The 15,904-nt window shown below is 33.4% G+C and carries 19 protein-coding genes and 1 tRNA gene; 13 read left to right on the top strand and 7 right to left on the bottom strand.

The features are described 5' to 3' along the window. Positions 1-111: 111 nt before the first annotated feature. On the bottom strand, positions 112-1,314 hold the full coding sequence (locus HM985_RS00640; RefSeq protein ID WP_179374381.1) for a porin: 1,203 nt from the start codon (positions 1,312-1,314) through the stop codon (positions 112-114). Between the two features lie 71 nt (positions 1,315-1,385). Here HM985_RS00640 and prmA point away from each other — a divergent pair, with 71 nt between their 5' ends. Together prmA and HM985_RS00630 are read left to right on the top strand one after the other, a co-directional pair. Beyond that, positions 1,386-2,219, top strand: a complete 834-nt coding sequence (gene prmA / locus HM985_RS00635) for a 50S ribosomal protein L11 methyltransferase (RefSeq protein ID WP_179374380.1) — start codon at positions 1,386-1,388, stop codon at positions 2,217-2,219. 76 nt (positions 2,220-2,295) lie between these two features. Further along, a complete protein-coding gene (locus HM985_RS00630) occupies positions 2,296-2,568 on the top strand; it encodes an ATP-dependent Clp protease adaptor ClpS (RefSeq protein ID WP_179374379.1) in 273 nt (90 codons plus the stop codon). A gap of 79 nt (positions 2,569-2,647) precedes the next feature. Here HM985_RS00630 and HM985_RS00625 read toward each other — a convergent pair whose 3' ends face one another. The 5 genes from HM985_RS00625 to HM985_RS00605 all read right to left on the bottom strand — a co-directional run bounded on the left by HM985_RS00625 (position 2,648) and on the right by HM985_RS00605 (position 6,599). Further along, positions 2,648-4,054: an MBL fold metallo-hydrolase gene (locus tag HM985_RS00625; protein WP_179374378.1), complete on the bottom strand. Its 1,407-nt coding sequence runs from the start codon at positions 4,052-4,054 to the stop codon at positions 2,648-2,650. Between the two features lie 71 nt (positions 4,055-4,125). Next, positions 4,126-4,929: a sulfite exporter TauE/SafE family protein gene (locus HM985_RS00620; protein ID WP_179374377.1), complete on the bottom strand. Its 804-nt coding sequence runs from the start codon at positions 4,927-4,929 to the stop codon at positions 4,126-4,128. Further along, a complete protein-coding gene (locus HM985_RS00615) occupies positions 4,930-5,346 on the bottom strand; it encodes a DUF6691 family protein (protein WP_179374376.1) in 417 nt (138 codons plus the stop codon). Positions 5,347-5,348: 2 nt separating this feature from the next. Continuing rightward, positions 5,349-5,906: a YeeE/YedE family protein gene (locus tag HM985_RS00610; protein ID WP_179374375.1), complete on the bottom strand. Its 558-nt coding sequence runs from the start codon at positions 5,904-5,906 to the stop codon at positions 5,349-5,351. A 57-nt stretch (positions 5,907-5,963) separates the two neighbouring features. Next, positions 5,964-6,599 (bottom strand): Crp/Fnr family transcriptional regulator, encoded by a 636-nt coding sequence (locus HM985_RS00605; RefSeq protein WP_179374374.1) that lies wholly within the window; start codon positions 6,597-6,599, stop codon positions 5,964-5,966. A gap of 69 nt (positions 6,600-6,668) precedes the next feature. Here HM985_RS00605 and HM985_RS00600 point away from each other — a divergent pair. The 6 genes from HM985_RS00600 to HM985_RS00575 all read left to right on the top strand — a co-directional run bounded on the left by HM985_RS00600 (position 6,669) and on the right by HM985_RS00575 (position 11,191). Further along, a tRNA-Arg gene (locus HM985_RS00600) sits at positions 6,669-6,742 on the top strand. A 233-nt stretch (positions 6,743-6,975) separates the two neighbouring features. Then, positions 6,976-8,232, top strand: a complete 1,257-nt coding sequence (locus tag HM985_RS00595) for a site-specific integrase (RefSeq protein WP_179374373.1) — start codon at positions 6,976-6,978, stop codon at positions 8,230-8,232. Between the two features lie 102 nt (positions 8,233-8,334). Continuing rightward, positions 8,335-9,189, top strand: a complete 855-nt coding sequence (locus tag HM985_RS00590) for an RteC domain-containing protein (protein ID WP_179374372.1) — start codon at positions 8,335-8,337, stop codon at positions 9,187-9,189. 300 nt (positions 9,190-9,489) lie between these two features. Next, on the top strand, positions 9,490-9,762 hold the full coding sequence (locus HM985_RS00585; RefSeq protein WP_179374371.1) for a helix-turn-helix domain-containing protein: 273 nt from the start codon (positions 9,490-9,492) through the stop codon (positions 9,760-9,762). A gap of 290 nt (positions 9,763-10,052) precedes the next feature. Beyond that, a complete protein-coding gene (locus HM985_RS17190; RefSeq protein WP_246284864.1) occupies positions 10,053-10,469 on the top strand; it encodes a hypothetical protein in 417 nt (138 codons plus the stop codon). Between the two features lie 38 nt (positions 10,470-10,507). Next, a complete protein-coding gene (locus tag HM985_RS00575) occupies positions 10,508-11,191 on the top strand; it encodes a P-loop NTPase family protein (protein WP_179374369.1) in 684 nt (227 codons plus the stop codon). A 111-nt stretch (positions 11,192-11,302) separates the two neighbouring features. On the opposite strand, the gene HM985_RS00570 is transcribed toward HM985_RS00575, so the two are convergent. Further along, positions 11,303-11,998: a hypothetical protein gene (locus HM985_RS00570; RefSeq protein ID WP_179374368.1), complete on the bottom strand. Its 696-nt coding sequence runs from the start codon at positions 11,996-11,998 to the stop codon at positions 11,303-11,305. A 1,044-nt stretch (positions 11,999-13,042) separates the two neighbouring features. Between HM985_RS00570 and HM985_RS00565 the strand changes: the two genes are divergently transcribed. Genes HM985_RS00565 through HM985_RS00545 form a run of 5 tightly spaced genes read left to right on the top strand, consistent with a single transcriptional unit; the run spans position 13,043 to position 15,902 of the window. Further along, positions 13,043-13,666: a TerD family protein gene (locus tag HM985_RS00565; protein WP_179374367.1), complete on the top strand. Its 624-nt coding sequence runs from the start codon at positions 13,043-13,045 to the stop codon at positions 13,664-13,666. Between the two features lie 14 nt (positions 13,667-13,680). Next, entirely contained in the window at positions 13,681-14,235 is a 555-nt protein-coding gene (locus HM985_RS00560) for a TerD family protein (RefSeq protein WP_179374366.1), read from the top strand. A gap of 27 nt (positions 14,236-14,262) precedes the next feature. After that, a complete protein-coding gene (locus HM985_RS00555; RefSeq protein ID WP_179374365.1) occupies positions 14,263-14,871 on the top strand; it encodes a TerD family protein in 609 nt (202 codons plus the stop codon). After that, positions 14,871-15,509: a vWA domain-containing protein gene (locus tag HM985_RS00550; RefSeq protein ID WP_179374364.1), complete on the top strand. Its 639-nt coding sequence runs from the start codon at positions 14,871-14,873 to the stop codon at positions 15,507-15,509. Before HM985_RS00555 ends, HM985_RS00550 begins: the two co-directional genes overlap by 1 nt. Positions 15,510-15,521: 12 nt before the next feature. Beyond that, positions 15,522-15,902, top strand: coding sequence for a TerB family tellurite resistance protein (locus tag HM985_RS00545; RefSeq protein ID WP_179374363.1), 381 nt, complete (start codon positions 15,522-15,524; stop codon positions 15,900-15,902). The last annotated feature ends 2 nt before the right edge of the window (positions 15,903-15,904 follow it).

Here is a 15,904-nt window from a genome sequence, read left to right as displayed (position 1 = left end):
TAGAGTAAATAAAAAAGGCCTTAATTATTTGGTGATAACCAATATATTTAAGGCTTTTTTCTTTGTTTAAAATTGAGATTTTGTTCTAAAGAATATGAGTTCTATAATGAATTAGATACCTATTTCAACCTGAAATCTTAAATACCAATTATTAGTAGTGCTAGAATCTAAATAGTTTAATTCAGTGTTGGTAACTTCAGCTTGTAGTTTTAAAGCGTGTTCCCAAATATATTTAGTAACACCAAGGCTGTATTGATTGGTTTGTGGTGTTAGTGCTTCAATATCTTTGTGTGGCTCTTGGTGAGAAAAACGTCCGATAACTTCATAATTACTTTTAAAAATATAACTCAATTGGGTGTCGAAACCGCTTCCTGTAAAAACGTATTCGGAATCTAAAACGTCATCTGGGTTAAACGTTACAGGATTGTCAGCCGTTCTTTGCATATAAGCCGTTTGAAACGCCCAGCCATTATATTTTACTATAGCATCGAAAAATAATGATTGTATATCTCTTGCTTCAAATAAATCATCGCCAATAGTACCGCGAGTTCTTCGAGCATTGTTATTATAATGGTAAACACCCGAAAGCATTAATTTAGGACTTTCTTCACGCTTTATATCACCTTCAAATAACATTCCATTACTTTTAAAAGCTCCAAAAGGGAAGAGTTCTAAGCGTCCTGTATATGCTAAGCCATTATCTGGTTCCTTAGTCCAGTTTCGACCTTCACCAGTACTAATCGCTGTTTTTACATTATAGGAAAATTTGTCTTGCAACTCATTTAGGTAATAGACTTGTAAACCAAAATCTCTGTCAATATTAAAGCTAGCGTTATTAATAGAACGATCTGTAAGTTGTAAGGCTCCCGAAGAGTTTATACGTTGCCTGTTTCCTGGAAGTTTGGTTTGTCCAAAACCGATATTCCAATGCTCATCGGGTCTATAAAACACAATTGCATCTCTAATAATATTTAGATTGTCACCGTCTTCAATGGCACCAACATCGTTTGGAGAGAATGATAATTGAATAACATAAATAATACTTGGATCACCAACATAACCATCAAAACGCAAACGCAAACGTCTAATCATAGCCTCGTATCCATCTTCTGCATCTTCATTATATAAAGAAGTAAATCGGTTTTGCATTCTAAAACGAATGTTTAATTTAAAAATACTATCTGGTGATGTAATTCCTAAACCTTTACCATAACTGTAGTAGGGTAAAGCTGATAGTTTGATATCATTATTGTCTTGTGCAATAGTTATTTGTGATAAGATCAGAAATAGAAAGGCAACAATATATTTATTCATATTATTTTAATTTGAAGCAAAAATACTAGTAACTAAATTAATGATTAGTAAATTTGCAAAAAAAAAGATTAATGTCTGAAATATATATAGGTTACACATTTAAAGTAAGTCCTTTACAACCAGCAGTTGAAATTTTAATCGCTGAGTTGGGGTATGCAGGATTTGAAAGTTTTGTAGAGAATGAAGAAGGGGTCATAGCTTACATTCAGAAAGAAGAGTGGAATGAAAATATTTTAGATGATGTTTACATTTTAACTTCAGATGAATTTGAGATCACTTATGAATTCGAAGAAATTGAGCAAACCAATTGGAACGAAGAATGGGAAAAGAATTTTAACCCTATTATCGTAGATGATTTGGTTTCTGTGCGTGCACCATTTCATGATAAACCAGATATCAAATTCGATTTGATCATTGAACCCAAAATGAGTTTTGGTACAGGGCATCATGAAACAACACATATGATGATTCAGCATATTCTAAAAAACGATTTTAAGGGTAAAACGGTTTTAGATATGGGTTGCGGAACAGGTGTTTTAGCTATATTAGCTGAAAAAGTTGGAGCAAGTAAACTCGATGCTATTGATATTGATAATTGGTGTTACCTGAATAGTTTAGAAAATGTGGAGCGCAATAAATGTAACAATATTTCAGTTTATGAAGGTGATGTAATGTTATTAAAAGAGAAAAAATACGACAGTATAATTGCTAATATTAATAGAAACATATTGTTAGGAGATATATCTGAATATGCTAAATGTTTAAATCAAAACGGAACCTTGTTTTTAAGTGGTTTTTACAACGAGGATATTCCTATGATTGAGGAAGAATGTAATAAACACATGTTAAAATTGAACGAAACTATACAAAAAGGACAATGGGTTTCGTTAAAATTTATAAATTAGTATAAAGTTAATTATTGAGTCTATTACATTGACAGTTTGATTGTTATTGTAATAGAGTCGTAAATCCGTTAACGTAATGACAAAAGAAAAATATGCAGAAGATCTACTTTTAGAAGAAGTAGAGTTAAAACAAAACGAGATTGTATTATTTAATGATGAGGTTAACACGTTCGATCATGTTATTGATACATTAATCTACGCTTGCGATCATGTGCCAGAACAAGCAGAGCAATGTGCTTTATTGGTGCATTACAAAGGAAAATGTACTGTTAAGACAGGCTCTTATGAAGATTTAGAACCACGATGTTCTAAGCTTCTACAAGCAGGACTTAGTGCAGAAATAGTTTAATAAAAAAATCCCACCTTGAGTGGGATTTTTTTATTATAATTAAACATATAATTGAGGTTCTGTCTAAAAAAATAACCTCTTATAAGGTAGAAGGACAAACAAAATCAGTTGTCTTTAAATCCGTATTTTTAATAGCTCCAAATCCGCCAGCAATATCAATTAGGTTATTGAAACCTCTCGCTTTTAGTATCGATTCTGCAATTACAGAACGATAGCCACCTGCACAATGCACATAATAGGTGTCATCCTTATTAATTTTATCCATGTTTTCATTAATTACGTCTAATGAAAAATGTGTCGCTTCTTCTAAATGTGTAGATTGATATTCACCATCTTTACGAACATCTAAAATATGAAGCTTATTTGCTTTTGCTCTTTTTGCAAATTCTTCAGCAGATATGGAATCTAGAATAGAAATATCTTTACCTGCTTTTTTCCAAGCTTCTAATCCACCTTCAAGATAGCCTAAAGTATTATCATAACCCACGCGAGACAATCTAGTAACAGCTTCTGTAGATTTTCCTTGAGGAACAACTAAAACAATCGGTTGTTTTAGGTCCTTAATTAAAGCACCAACCCACGGAGCAAATTGTCCGTTAAGTCCAATAAAAATTGAATTAGGGATATGACCAACTATAAAATCTGCTTGAGACCTTACATCTAAAACTAAAGCTGATTCTTGATTTGCAACAGCTTCAAATTGATCAGGGTTAAGAGCGACATCACCAGTTTTTAAAACAGTTTCAAAAGCATCGTACCCCATTTTATTCATCATGGCATTTTTTGCGAAATATTGTGGTGGTGGAGCAATACCGTCAAGAACTTCCTTAACAAATTCAGCTTTGGTCATATCGGCGCGTAGAGCATAATTTGTTTTTTTCTGTTCACCTAAAACGCCAATAGTTTCTTTGCTTAAATTTTTTCCACAAGCAGAACCAGCGCCATGAGCAGGATATACAATAACATCGTCAGCTAAAGGCATAATTTTTGTTCTTAAAGAATCGAAAAGCATTTCGGCTAAATCTTCTTTTGTTAAGTCAGATTTGATTGCTAAATCTGGACGACCAACATCGCCTAAAAATAGTGTGTCACCAGAAAATATCGCATGATTTTTTTCGTTTTCGTCAATTAATAAATAGGTAGCAGATTCTAAAGTGTGACCAGGAGTATGTAAAACCTTTATCGTAATATTTCCTAGTTTTAATTCTTCCCCATCTTTAGCTGAAAGAATATCATATTCAGTTGTAGCTCCAGGTCCAAAAACAATAGTAGCTCCTGTTTGTTGTGCTAAATCTACGTGACCAGAAACGAAATCAGCATGAAAATGAGTTTCTAAAATATATTTAATTTTGGCATTATTAGAGTTTGCTTTATCAATATATTGCTGTGTTTCTCTTAGTGGATCAATTATAGCAACTTCACCTTCAGATTCAATATAATAAGCACCTTGTGCTAAACAGCCTGTATATAATTGTTCAATTTTCATTTATAAATTGTATTATGTTTTGTAAAATTAATAAACTTCAATTTTTACACTGTGATAATTGTTACAGTGTACTAAAAGAGTTCCTTGTAAACGATATAGGTCGCCATAAAAATAGTAAAATATCCAAAGCCTCTTTTTAAGCCTTTTGGGCTTAGTTTTTTTGAAAGCGTTAAGCCGATAAAAATTCCAAGAATAGAAATAAAAGTAAATGTAAGCAGAAACTTCCAATCGATAATTAAAGTGTTTAAATCACCTAAAAAACCAATTAGGGATTGTATAGAAATAATAAATAACGAAGTACTAATTGCTTTTTTTATAGGCAATTTTACGAGTAAAACTAAAGCGGGTACAATTAGGAAACCTCCGCCAGCACCAACTAAGCCAACTAAAGTTCCGATTCCGATAGCTTGTGTTCCTATAGCAAAATAATGTGTGTTATCAAATTGCTTTACGACGCTTTCGGTATTTATATCCTTAGATTTTATCATAGACCAACCTGCTAAAAGCATAATTAAAGCAAATAATAACATTATAAAAAGCGAATTGGTGAGTTGGAAACTTCCAATTGAAAATAACACTTCGGGTAAGTTAGGTATGACTAAGCTTCTTACCATAAATACGGTTATTATCGATGGTATAGCAAAGACAAGAGCGGTTTTAAAATCGATATTATTTTTTTTAAAGTTTCGTAAAGTACCTATCAATGAAGTGCTTCCTACAACAAAAAGAGAGTAGCCTGTAGCAACAATAGGACTAAATCCTAAAAAATAAACCAAAATAGGAACCGTTAAAATAGAGCCACCTCCGCCAATTAAGCCTAAAACGAGTCCTACCATAAGAGCACCTATGTATCCTAATATTTCAACAAGTTCCATTTAGTGTGGTAATTTTTTCATGATTAATCCGTAAAAATAGGTTCCTATTAAAGCGCCTATAATTACAACTAAGATTGAAAATGCACCAGTACCAATTAAAATATACATTGGTCCAGGGCATGCTCCACTTAGGGCCCAACCTAAACCAAAGATTGTTCCTCCTAAAATATAGCGTGTGAATCCACGAGCTTTTAATGGAACTTTTAAATCTGTTCCTTCTGTATTTTTCACCTTGCGAGCTTTCGAAATTAAAAGTATAATAACACCTGTTGCAACAGCAGTACCAATAATACCAAACATGTGAAAGGATTGAAATTTAAACATTTCATAAATTCGATACCATGAAACGGCTTCAGATTTCACTAAAACAATTCCGAAAAAGATACCGACTAAAAAGAACTTTATATACTTACTCATAATTAAAATAGTATTGGAAAAATAAGATGAATCATAATTAAACCTCCTAAAAAGAAGCCAATAACAGCTATAAGTGAAGGTAGTTGTAAGCTGCTTAAGCCTGTTATTGCATGTCCAGATGTGCAACCGCCAGCGTATCTCGTACCAAAACCAACAAGAATTCCTCCAATAAGAAGAAGAGATAGACCTTTGATAGATAAAACAGCATCCCAGCTAAATAATTCTGGTGGTAAAAGATTTTCTCCTGCATTTTCAAAACCAAGAGCTTTTAAATCCGTAATTGTATTTTGACTTAAATCTATGGGATTGGGATTAGATAAGACATATTGTGCAATAAAGCCACCAACAATAGCTCCCAGTACCACGACTAAATTCCAACGTTGACTTTTCCAATCGAATTTGAAAAAATCAATACGTTTTCCTGCACCACCAATAGCACACATCGTTCTAAGATTAGACGACATTCCGAAAGTTCTTCCAAAATAAAGAAGTAAAAACATGATAATTGCAATACATGGACCAGAGACATACCATGGCCAAGGTTGTGAAATATATTCCATAAATTTAATTTGATGCAAAAATAGAGTTCTGTAATTTAGACTGTGTGATAAATGTTACTAAAAATCTAATACAAGAATTTTGTTTCGGCCAAGCTCAATTTTATTTTCTCTTTCTAATTGTTTTAATAAGCGAGAAACGACTACTCTAGAGGTGTTTAGGTCTTCTGCTATTTCTTGATGCGTGACTTCTAAGCTTGTCGAGGCTGTTAATTTTACTTGATCTGTGAGGTATTTAAATAGGCGTTGGTCCATTTTCATAAACGCAAGTGTATCTATGGTTTCTAACATTTCGTCAAAACGGACTTGATAACTTTGTAATATAAAACTCCTCCAGCTTTCATTAGAGTTAAACCAAAGTTTCATATTTGCGATAGGTATCATTATAACAGTGACATCCTCATCTGCAATTGCACGAATTTTGCTTACAGATTTTACCATGCAGCACGTTAAAGACATAGCACAAGTATCTCCAGACTCTAAAACATATAATAAGAGCTCGTCACCATTAGGGTCTTCTCTTAAAACTTTTATGTTTCCTTTTATAAGTAACGGGATGAAGTTTAATTCTTGACCAATATCTATAATAATATCCGATTTTCGGAAACTTTTGAGTAAGGCAACATTAGCAATATTGTCGATTATTTCGGAATCGAATAGGTAGTTAAAAGGTTCAAGTAATTCTTTAGAAATCATATTTCAAAAATAAGAATAAAAATTTGGTTGTATTTAAATAAAAGTGTTATATTTGCACCCACAAAAAAAGGCCTCGTGGCGCAACTGAATAGCGCACTTGATTACGGCTCAAGAGGTTACTGGTTTGAATCCAGTCGAGGTCACTTTAAAGAATATAAATTCTTACTAAAACCACTCAATCACTATGATTTGAGTGGTTTTCTGGTTTTTAGCCAATCATTTAATTTGATTCTATTTCAACTTAAATGGTTTGCTATTCGGATAGCAGACTTCAAAGTGTCTGCTTAGCAGACACTTTGAAAAAATAACAGTTTTGAAAGAGTACAGTTGATTTGACTTTCGTCCTAACGATGTTTAATATCTAAAGACGACAACTATGCGTACAAAACACACATTTTCAACATTCTTCTGGTTACAAACCACAAGAGCAATCAACAATGAAGCATCACTCTACATTAGAATTACTGTAGATGGAAAAAGAGTAAACCTTAGTTTAAAAAAAAGAGTTCCAGTTTCTTTATGGGATGCTAAAAAGAAAAAAGCAAAAGGCACCTCTGCACAATCAAAGCAAATTAACTTTTACATTGAGGAAGTTAGCACAAAACTCTTCCAAATCTATCAAGACTTAAAATTTAAAGACGAACTTATTACAGCAAAACTGATTAAATCACTTTACACAGGAGATAATCAAGAAAGTAAATCCTTGAAAAATATTTTTAGTTATCACAGTCAGAAAATAGCAAATACACTTGCATCTGGTTCCATTAGGAACTTCGGCATTACGGAAAATTACGTGTTTAAGTTCCTGGAGAAGAAAAAAAGCACCACTGACATCCACCTCAGCCAACTCAATTTTGAATTCTTAAGTCATTTCGAACTATTCCTTTGTGATATATGGCCAGTAGGTCATCCCAAAGCACTAAGTAATAATACCAGAATGAAACACATACAACGCTTACGAAAAGTTGTAACGTTAGCCTATCACTTAGAATGGATGGACCGAGACCCTTTTGTAAGATGGAAAATGACTTATGACAAAACAAACAGAGAGTTTCTGTCTGAAGTCGAATTAAAAAACCTTGAAGACAAGGTTTTTATTTCAAAACGTTTAGATCGCGTGCGCGACTTATTCGTTTTTAGCTGTTATACAGGGATCAGTTATGTAGACCTAATGAATCTCACATCGAGTCATTTAGTATTAGGTATGGATGGGGGAAACTGGATCATGACCAAAAGACAAAAAACCAATACAATAGTAAAAGTACCATTGTTAGGGAAAGCATTAGAAATCATAACCAAATACAAAGACCATCCGGTAACAAAAGTAACAGAATCACTTCTTCCTATAATGACAAACGAGAAACTAAATGTTTACTTAAAAGAGGTGGCCAACTTCGTAGGCATCGAAAAGAATCTCACGTTTCATATGGCGCGGCATACGTTTGCAACAACAATAACCCTGTCAAACGGAGTCCCTATAGAAACCGTTTCTAAGTTATTAGGCCATACTAAGATTTCAAGCACTCAAATTTACGCACGTGTTTTAGAACATAAAGTGAGTGGTGATATGAAGGCCTTAAAAGACATCTTAGATCTTAAAAATAAAGAAACAAAAATGAAAAAATCAGATTGAATGAAGTAGCTAAATTTCTGTCATTTAGACGTTTAATTTGGTTTTTGTTTTGAGTTTCATAAAATCTTGCATAATTTATGGGGTTTATTTAAAACCCTATCTATGCTACACATCACCCCAATCGTTGAGCAGTATAAAAACCAGCTCGAGCAAAACAAAAATCAAAACCTACAAGACATCAATGTTTTAACGCAAGAATTAGAACTTTCAATAAATACGTTAAATCAATTAAGGGTACTATTAAGAACAAAAGAATGTCTATTTAATCAAGAAGCAGAAATTTACTTCTTTAAAGTTATAAAACCATTTGTCAATGGTCGTATTAAATACTTCTCAAAAATAAGACAGTTTATTTTTGAGAGGCCTAATGCGGGCATCAAAAAACAAGCAAAATATGTGTGTTTATTAATAGACGAATTAGAGAAACAGAAGATCCGAAACCTCGAATTTTTTCATTATATCAAACATAATAGCTCGTCTCTAGATCATATTTATTTCGTTCGAGGCGATTGTAAATTAAATTTCCCTGTAGATACATCGCATTATTTTTCGGATCCAGAATTCTCAACCAGTCACGATAATCTGGCGGCCCAAGTTGTTTGTTATGATTTATTATCCGTGTATTATCAAAAAGAACTTCATGCGCTAACAAATCAAAACATAAATATGAAAAGAGAAGAGCACAATCCATTGATGTCTTGCGATCTTTCATGGACGGCTTCAAAAACAGATTTAGTAGAATTAATGTACGCATTACATAGTGCCGGATCCATCAGAAACGGACAAGTGGAAATTAGTAAAATGGTAGAAGTATGTGCTGAGTTATTCGATCTCAACCTAAATAACGTCTATAAAACCTATGCTGAAATCAAGAATAGAGAGAAGGACACCACTAAATTTTTAGATCAATTAAAAATGAGTCTTGAAAAACGCATAGACCTTGACAATGCTAAATAAAGGCAATATATAGGGGCATAAAATCACAAGTCTTAACTGTTAAATTACTTCGGTACTACCGAACGCATACCGAAGAAAACCACGCAAATAATAGCAGCTTTGTAGAACGAAAGTCAAATCGATAGATTCATGAACATCTGTTTATTAAAATAGAAAAGTTCGTGAACTAAATTAACCTAAGTGCTATCATAGAGAGTAAAAACTCAATATGGTAGTACTTTAAGTTATCTCGCACTTAATGCGGAACCTCCCAAAGGGGGATCTTTAACCATTTTAATAACCATTAAAACAAATTCTACAATGGCAACAACAATCTTAACTACAGAGGACCTTTACGACTTCAAAATGCAATTATTCGGAGAGTTAAAAAAGCTACTTACTGAAAACCCTGCAGCAACACCAAAGAAATACCTGAAATCTGCAGAGGTGATGGAAATGCTTCAAGTGAGTCCAGGAACATTACAAAATTTAAGAATCAATGGGACGCTGCCCTACACAAAAATTGGAGGCATTATACTCTACGAGTATGACGAAATTTTAAAAGTACTCAAAGATAATCGTGTCGCTTCATAAGAGATGTTGTGGCAGAAGTTAATTACATCAAGCACCTCAACGCAGTATTTAGTCTGTTCTCAAAAGACAGTAGACTTAATCCCACGCATATTAGTTTATATCTAGCCTTTTTTCAGGTGTGGAACTACAATCGGTTTAGAAACAGCTTTCACGTTAACCGAGACGATATAATGAAGCTATCTAAAATAGGTTCAAAATCGACATACCATCGCTGCACCAAAGAGTTGCACCATTATAAATACCTTGTTTATGAACCATCACATAACCCATTCAAAGGATCAATTATTAAGATGCTCAAATTCGAGACAACCTCTGGACAAGCACTAGACTTAGGTGTCCCAAATCAAGGACAAGCACTGGTACCTTCTAATAAACATATACAAACAATAGAAAACAGTTATAAACTACCGCAGCCTAAAAATGAAAATGAAGTTTTAGAATTTTTTAAAAAAGAAAAATGGCCAGAAATAGAAGCTCAAAAATTCTATAATCATTATTGCGCTATAGGCTGGAAAATTGGCGGGAAGATTAAAATGGAAGATTGGCACGCTTCTGCTAAAAATTGGATGCTAAAAGCAGAGGAGTTGTCAGTTCGAGCAGGTCATATCGAGCGCAGTCGAGATACGAGAACAAATGATAAACGACAGTCCCAAATCAAAGACAACCTACATACAATCAGAAATAAAAATTATAACCAACCACTTTAGTTCCCGCGAAGGCGGGAATCTATTAAATGAATTCCAAAATGACAAAAATAGCTAGCACATATAATGTAAAGAATCCGAGTATCATTTACGAAGGTGCTACACAATTTCAGTTAGGCAGTTTTGATGGTAAATCCATTGTTTACGATTTTCCTAAAATACGCACTTACCTAGATGCAAAAGGGAAAATATGCTTTGGTGAAAATTTCAAAATCTACGAAGACGACCATCGGCTCTTACTAAAATTAGCGAGCTATTTTATCCAAGATCACGACTACTGTCAAAAATTAAATATCGATACCGCAAAAGGAATTCTACTATCGGGTCCAGTAGGCTGTGGTAAAACAACTTTACTAAAATTATTGCAATATCTAGTACCCCACAGAAAAAGTTATAACGTCATACCAGCGCGAAATATCGTCTTTGGTTTTAACAGCTTAGGCTTTAAAATGATTGAAGATTACAGCGACAACAAAGTATACTGTTTTGATGATTTGGGGGTAGAGCATATCGGAAGGCATTACGGAAAAGACTGTAATGTTATGGGCGAAATTCTATTATCACGTTACGATCTATTCAAAGAAAAAGGGATTAAAACACATTTAACAACAAACCTCAACGCTGAAGAAATAGAGGATAAATACGGAGAGCGCGTCAGATCCAGAATGCGAGCCATGTTTAATTTATTGACCTTTCCTGCCGGGAGCTCAGATAAACGGATGTAGTTAAAGATGTCGAAAATGAGATGTTTTTTTAGGTCTCTATCGTAAGCAACACCAGCACTAAAAGTAAATAGCAACAGGTATAGCGTACAATAGTTTTTCGGTTAAATTGAATCAATGGGGACATATATATTTCTGAATCATGTAGGATGTTATGGGTTTCAGTGTTTTTCCCGTTTCAGGGTGTAAACCTAAGCTGGTAAAATAATCCAAATCTTTTTCTTTATTCTTCCCATACCATAATCTAACGTTACCAAGTTTATCAAAAAATAAATAGTCACAAGCAGGCGTCACTTTCTTAAACAGCTTAATGCGTTCTTCTTTATAAATTTTCAATTGATTAAGGGAGTGCTTCTCAACATCAAAGTTCACTTCTACATAATGATCTTCTTCCCAAATCATCCAGCGTTGTCTGGTCGTATAACGATAGGCAAGGGTTCCAATAACTAATAATAATAGAAATAGGACAAGCAGCTTAGGACCATAAGTTCGCTTGGCCTTAAGAGGTGCTGACTCCTGGTGTAAAGGGGTTGGTCGTATTGGCGGCTTATGCTTGTCTACAAAATCAAGATAATCAGTATAACCTAAATAATGACTCAGTGCAGTTTCTGCATGTTTTTTTAAGCGAATCTCTGCTTCCGAATCATGAGTTAGTTTATTGTAATTATCACGTAGTATACGCTCACCATACGGAGCTTTACTATCTTCTAAAATAAAATCAGAGAGTAATTGTGCCCTTGGTGATACGCTTTCTGTTTTAATGTCTTCTCCTGCCTTTTTAAAAGCTTTTATAAGTAATTTTTTATGCATTTTATTGATTTAAAAGGATTTAAAGTTACTAATTCATAATGGAAATAATGTGGAATTTCTTTTCCATATCCTTTCCAAAGGATTTCCATAGTTTCCTAAATAAAACCCATTCATTTGCTTCAGAATTGATAACCGTCTCACTCGTAATGAGACTTACGAATAGCAATTCTATAATGAAATCGTAATGTAATTAGCCGCAATATTTTGGGAAGGTAATGCGCTTTTTACGTCTCAATTTCATACTTCCCTTAATAGAGGTTTCTACCTCAAAAATAGTCTGTGTAGCAGTCCAACAATCTATCTGAGAATTTCTCGGACAGCCACACTATTGTTCAATTTTAACACAAAGCAAAATGAAAAAAATATATGTTATAATACTTACGGTTTTCCTTAATTCAGTTTTTTTATCATGTAATCCAGAAAATATGATAGATGAAGCAGCCCCGCAAGCTTGTTGTGGTGAAAATGGAGAAATACCACCGCCACCGCCGCCAACAACACCCCCAACAACACCTCCGTCAGACGAAATAATAGTTGGTGGCTAATAATATCAGTGAACACTTTAGAGGAATGAAATCAAGTCATATTTCATTCCTCTTTTTTTATTTTTATTCAATTGAGGGTTTCTGTAAGGGTTTGATTTTTAATAGTTTTAGGTTTGTTTTAGTTGTTGATTTAAACTTATAAACGATGTCAAAGTATAATGTAAATGAAACAGCTCAAAACAATGGTGATCATGAGGTTCATAAAGAAGGGTGTTATTGGTTGAGTAAAATTTCAAGAAAGAAATATTTAGGAACATACTTAGCCTATTATTCGGCAGTTGTGGAAGCAAAGAAATATTATAGCAGAAGCAAGGGGTGCAAAACGTGTTCAAATAAATGTCATACCTCTTAATTAGGCCATTACGAAAAAAAAAATAGTGATAACAATAATTATTTTTAATAAAAAAGAGGGCTTACGGGAAACCGTAAGGTTCTCTTTTTTTTTGGTTATAAGTTTGAACCTCTTACTAATTTAATTTTTTTAGAAAAGCAAATAACAATGGCAATTAACTTACAAAAAGGACAAAAAATTGATTTAGGTCTTTCAAAGCTAACAATTGGTTTAGGATGGGATCCAAATGAAGGTACTGGTCATGATTTTGATTTGGACGCCTCTGCATTCTTATTAAATAAAGACAGGAAATTAGAAAAAGAAAATCATTTTATTTTTTACAATAATTTATGTGGGTTAGGCCACAACGAAAGCGATCCTTGTAATAAACATGGATGCACTAGTGGAGAATATGGAATTAGACATACAGGTGATGATCCTGACGGCTCTTCAAGCGAAGGAGATGATGACGAGGCAGTGATTGTAGATTTATCAAAATTACCAAAAAACACGAATGAAATATTAATTGTAGTGACTATTGAAGATTATGAGGCCAGAAAACAAAATTTTGGTCAGGTAAGAAATTCATATGTGCGTATTGTTAATGATATAACAGGCGAAGTGGTTGCTATGTACGAGCTTGATGAAGATTTTTCAGTAGAAACAGCTGTTGAATTTGGGAGATTATACAAAAGAAATGATAAATGGAAGTTTGAAGCTTCGGGTATAGGCTACAAAGAAGATTTATCATATTTCGTCGGAAAGCATTACAGTGGAGAGGTGATTAAATAATAAATAAATAATATATGGCAATTAATTTAAAAAAAGGGCAAAGAGAAACTTTATCGAGTGGCAAGTTCACGGTAGGCCTAGGTTGGGACACAAATGAAACAGCTACAGGTGTGGATTTTGATTTAGATGCGTCTATTTTCATTTTAGGAGAAAATAAGAAAATATTATCAGACAAACATTTTATTTTTTATAACAACCTAATATCACCAAATGGTGCGGTAGAACACACAGGAGATAACAGAACAGGTGAAGGCGATGGGGATGATGAATCTGTAATAATTGATTTATCCAAAATAGATTCAGGTGCTACAGAGATTTGTATTGTGGTTACTATAGATGATTATGAAGCTAGAAAACAAAATTTTGGACAGGTAAGAAATGCTTTTGTTAGAATTGTGGACGACCTATCAAATACAGAATTAATGAAATTTGAATTGGATGAAGATTTTTCAGTAGAAACAGCCGTTGAATTTGGTAGAATTTATAAAAGAAATGGCGAATGGAAGTTTGAAGCTATCGGTACAGGTGTTAAAGGTGGCCTTGAAGAGTTTTTAAATAAATATAATTAATATTCAAATTATTAAAAAGTAAAAAAAATGAGTATAAACTTAGCGAAAGGTCAAAAAATTGATTTAAGAAAAAAATCAGGTGATGCTTTAACCAATTTCTGTGTCGGTGTTAATTGGGGGATGATTCAAAAAAAAGGGTTCTTCGGTACTAAAAAAGTTGCTGTTGATTTAGATGCAAGCTGTGCACTCTTTGATGAAAACAACAATCTTTTGGATGTGGTTTATTTTGGGCAATTAAAATCTAAAGATGGATCAATAAATCATAGTGGTGATGATTTAGTAGGTGATACAGATGGAGATGATGGATTAGATAATGAAATAATTAGTGTTAACTTATCTAGGATACCACAAAATGTAGATCAAGTAGTGTTCTTCTTAAATAGTTTTAAGGGGCAGGATTTTGAGACTGTGCCTTTTGCGGCAATTAGGCTTTATGAAGGGACACCAACTAGGGTTAATAATATTGTAGCTACATACGATATTGCTACAGACTCAAGTTTTAGAGGGTACGTTTCAATGGTAATGGGCAAGCTTTACAAAAGAAATAATGAATGGAAATTTAGTGCCATTGGAGAGCCAACAGCTGATAGAGAGTTAAAAGGAACATTAGCAACAATTATTAATAAGTATATATAATGAGAAGGCTACCTGTATACCTATTAATAGACACTTCTGGCTCAATGATGGGAGAACCAATTGAGGCAGTAAGAAACGGAGTCCAGATAATGATCAGTTCCTTACGTCAAAATCCTCAAGCAATTGAAACAGCATATTTAAGTATCATCACTTTTAATTCTACAGCACAACAGGTGGTACCGTTAACAGATTTATCTACATTTCAAAGTCCAGATTTAAATGCTTCAGGAACTACTTCATTAGGGAGTGCGTTAGAGCTTGTTAGTACTTGTATTGACAAAGAAGTTGCTACAACTACAGCAGAAAGCAAAGGAGACTGGAAGCCTTTAGTCTTTATAATGACAGATGGGATACCAACAGATGACATACAAAGAGGTTTAGATGAAATTAAAAAACGTAAAACAGCCTTTATTGTAGCATGTGCAGCAGGTAATGGAGCTGATACTTCCACTTTAAAAAGAATAACAGAAAATGTGGTTAGTCTTGATATTGCTGATGGTCCAAGTATATCAAAGTTTTTTGCTTGGGTAACAGCTTCAATCGGAGTTTCTTCTTCTAAAGTTGAAGAATCAGGATCTGAGAGTTCTGGAATGAATGAACTACCACCACCACCATCAGAGTTAAACATTGTAATATAAAAATATAAGAATATGAAATCATTAAAAATTTTAAAAGAAGAAATATTAGAAGACGGTATTATTGATGCAGCAGAGGTTAAAGAAATAGAATCTATTATATATGCAGACGGAAAAATAGATAAAGAAGAAGCTGATTTTTTATTTGATCTTAATGATGCGGTATCAGAGAAAGCCAATCATAGTAGCTGGAAAGATTTGTTTATTAAAGCAATAAGTAGTTTTGTTTTAGATGATGATGATTCAAATGGAGAAATAGATGCAGACGAGGCTTCTTATTTACTTGAGCAAATACAGGGAGATGGAAAACTAGATGATACCGAAAAAGCTTTATTAGAAAGTTTAAAAAAGACTTTAGGTGTTTTACCTGAATCTTTACAAAAATTATTGAACTAACA

The organism is Winogradskyella wichelsiae (assembly GCF_013403925.1).
Classification (GTDB): domain Bacteria; phylum Bacteroidota; class Bacteroidia; order Flavobacteriales; family Flavobacteriaceae; genus Winogradskyella; species Winogradskyella wichelsiae.
Note: the sequence above shows the minus strand (reverse complement) of the source record. Positions and strands in the feature narration are given on the sequence as shown.

Bases quoted from the DNA above. Each gene is read 5' to 3' on its own strand.
- HM985_RS00630 (WP_179374379.1), top strand. From the start codon at position 2,296: ATGACAAAAGAAAAATATGCAGAAGATCTACTTTTAGAAGAAGTAGAG.
- HM985_RS00560 (WP_179374366.1), top strand. From the start codon at position 13,681: ATGGCAATTAATTTAAAAAAAGGGCAAAGAGAAACTTTATCGAGTGGC.
- HM985_RS00615 (WP_179374376.1), bottom strand. From the start codon at position 5,346: ATGAGTAAGTATATAAAGTTCTTTTTAGTCGGTATCTTTTTCGGAATT.
- HM985_RS00625 (WP_179374378.1), bottom strand. From the start codon at position 4,054: ATGAAAATTGAACAATTATATACAGGCTGTTTAGCACAAGGTGCTTAT.
- HM985_RS00620 (WP_179374377.1), bottom strand. From the start codon at position 4,929: ATGGAACTTGTTGAAATATTAGGATACATAGGTGCTCTTATGGTAGGA.
- HM985_RS00595 (WP_179374373.1), top strand. From the start codon at position 6,976: ATGCGTACAAAACACACATTTTCAACATTCTTCTGGTTACAAACCACA.
- HM985_RS00570 (WP_179374368.1), bottom strand. From the start codon at position 11,998: ATGCATAAAAAATTACTTATAAAAGCTTTTAAAAAGGCAGGAGAAGAC.
- HM985_RS00555 (WP_179374365.1), top strand. From the start codon at position 14,263: ATGAGTATAAACTTAGCGAAAGGTCAAAAAATTGATTTAAGAAAAAAA.
- HM985_RS00565 (WP_179374367.1), top strand. From the start codon at position 13,043: ATGGCAATTAACTTACAAAAAGGACAAAAAATTGATTTAGGTCTTTCA.
- HM985_RS00610 (WP_179374375.1), bottom strand. From the start codon at position 5,906: ATGGAATATATTTCACAACCTTGGCCATGGTATGTCTCTGGTCCATGT.
- HM985_RS00585 (WP_179374371.1), top strand. From the start codon at position 9,490: ATGGCAACAACAATCTTAACTACAGAGGACCTTTACGACTTCAAAATG.
- HM985_RS00640 (WP_179374381.1), bottom strand. From the start codon at position 1,314: ATGAATAAATATATTGTTGCCTTTCTATTTCTGATCTTATCACAAATA.
- prmA (WP_179374380.1), top strand. From the start codon at position 1,386: ATGTCTGAAATATATATAGGTTACACATTTAAAGTAAGTCCTTTACAA.
- HM985_RS17190 (WP_246284864.1), top strand. From the start codon at position 10,053: ATGCTCAAATTCGAGACAACCTCTGGACAAGCACTAGACTTAGGTGTC.
- HM985_RS00575 (WP_179374369.1), top strand. From the start codon at position 10,508: ATGACAAAAATAGCTAGCACATATAATGTAAAGAATCCGAGTATCATT.
- HM985_RS00605 (WP_179374374.1), bottom strand. From the start codon at position 6,599: ATGATTTCTAAAGAATTACTTGAACCTTTTAACTACCTATTCGATTCC.
- HM985_RS00590 (WP_179374372.1), top strand. From the start codon at position 8,335: ATGCTACACATCACCCCAATCGTTGAGCAGTATAAAAACCAGCTCGAG.
- HM985_RS00550 (WP_179374364.1), top strand. From the start codon at position 14,871: ATGAGAAGGCTACCTGTATACCTATTAATAGACACTTCTGGCTCAATG.
- HM985_RS00545 (WP_179374363.1), top strand. From the start codon at position 15,522: ATGAAATCATTAAAAATTTTAAAAGAAGAAATATTAGAAGACGGTATT.